At 67.9% G+C, this 1646-nt stretch carries 1 protein-coding gene; it reads right to left on the bottom strand.

From position 1 onward, the window contains the following. The coding region (locus ABZZ74_RS54065) for an IS1634 family transposase (RefSeq protein ID WP_356951433.1) at positions 1 to 1488 on the bottom strand (1488 nt) is incomplete at its 3' end. Between the last annotated feature and the right edge of the window lie 158 nt (positions 1489 to 1646).

Below are 1646 nucleotides of genomic sequence, written 5' to 3'. Positions count from 1 at the left end.
GGCGAGCCAGCAGAGCAGGACGTGAGCGCGGATGCGCTCTTCCTTGCGGTGGAACACCGGCCGCAGGTCGATGACCTGCTTCATGTCCCGCCAGCCGCGTTCGACTTCGAGGAGCTGCTTGTAGCCGAGTGCGATGTCCTCGGTGGTCATCTTGGGGTCGGAGGTGCGCAGCAGGTACTTGCCGTCCAGGTTCTCCTCGGCCTTGATCTTCGCGGCGTCGATGCGCAGCAGCCCGCCGGGCGTGACGCGCAGGTAGCGGTTCAGTCCGGGCTTGGTGGAGATCACCCCGCGCAGTTCGGCCCGCTTGGTCGGGGTGAGCTTGTCGGTGCCGTCGATCAGGTCGGTGAGGTGGGCGACGAGGCGGTCTCTGACCTTCGCGTCGCGGTCGGCGGCGTCGGGGTTGAAGCAGATGACGAACCGCTCGTCCTCACGGATGCGGACCTCCTTGACCCGCAAGTTGTCCCGGACGTCCTGGTAACGGCCCTGGCGGGCCAGGGCCTCGGTGGCCTCGGCCGACCCGGAGCGCAGCTTCTCGCCGATGATGTAGTGGTGGTCGCCGGCGCGGAGGTGGTGGCGGTTGCGTTCGGAGGCGAAGCCGCGGTCGGCGACCCACACAATCCTGGAGAGCGTCCAGTCGCGCATGTCGTCCTTGACCTGCCTGATCAGCGCCGAGTCGCTGGTGCAGCCGGGCCAGGACCACACGCGCACCGGGATGCCGGTGCGGGTGACGGCCATCCCGATCACGACCTGCGGCAGGTCATCGCGGTGGTCCTTGGACTTGCCGAACGACCTGAACCCCCGCGCCTGGTGCTCGTCACTCGCCTCGCTCTCGGGGACGGGCCTGCCCCGCTCGTCCCGGGCGACGGCCTCGTCGGCGTCCTCGGTCTCGAAGTAGGTGGAGGTGGTGTCGAAGAACAGCAGGTCGACCTCCAGGTTGAGGAGGTTGGCGACCTGGTGGAACACCTCTTCCTCGAGCGTGGCGGAGATCTCGATCAGCCAGTCCATCGCCCGGTAGCAGGCGTCGTCGCTGGTGGCGGGCAGCCCGTCGATCGCGACGTCGTCGTTGACCCAGCGGGCCGCCGCGAGCTTCGACGACGGTGCCAGGGCGCGGTTGGCGACCAGCGCGAACAGAACCCGCTCCGCGCTGGGATCGAGGCGGCGCTTCTTGAGCAGCCGTTTCATCGCCTTGCCGATCTCCAGCTGCTGCCAGAGCCCGTCCAGCACCCAAGTACCGCCCAGCGGCCGGGACTCCACGAACACCAGCCCGTCGGCCGTCGCGGACAGGGCGGCGTCGGGATCCAGGAACCGGGTCACCGAGGCCACCAGCCGCTGCAGCGCGTCCCGGTTGGAGGCGTCCTCCCGGCCGAAGTTGTAGATGACCTGCACCTTGGACCGCTTCGCCGCCGGGTCCCACACGTTGTGCGCCAACTGCAGATAGCGCACCACCGTGCCGTCCTTGTTCCGCCGAGGGGTCGACCGCAGATACATGGACTAGAACCTAGCGCCCAATCCCAAGGCACGTCAGGGAAATCACTTACAAGCGTGTATCTAGGCCGAACACCGATTCCCACCAGCCGCCACACCGCTGGCCAGCAGGTTCGACCTCATCCAAGGCCCAGAACCCCGATTAACTGCGGAACCCGGGC

Source organism: Streptomyces sp. NPDC006476 (assembly GCF_040612015.1).
GTDB classification, from domain to species: Bacteria; Actinomycetota; Actinomycetes; order Streptomycetales; family Streptomycetaceae; genus Streptomyces; species Streptomyces griseorubiginosus_B.
The sequence above is the reverse complement of the archived record's forward strand: the minus strand, read 5'-3'. Positions and strand labels throughout refer to the sequence as shown.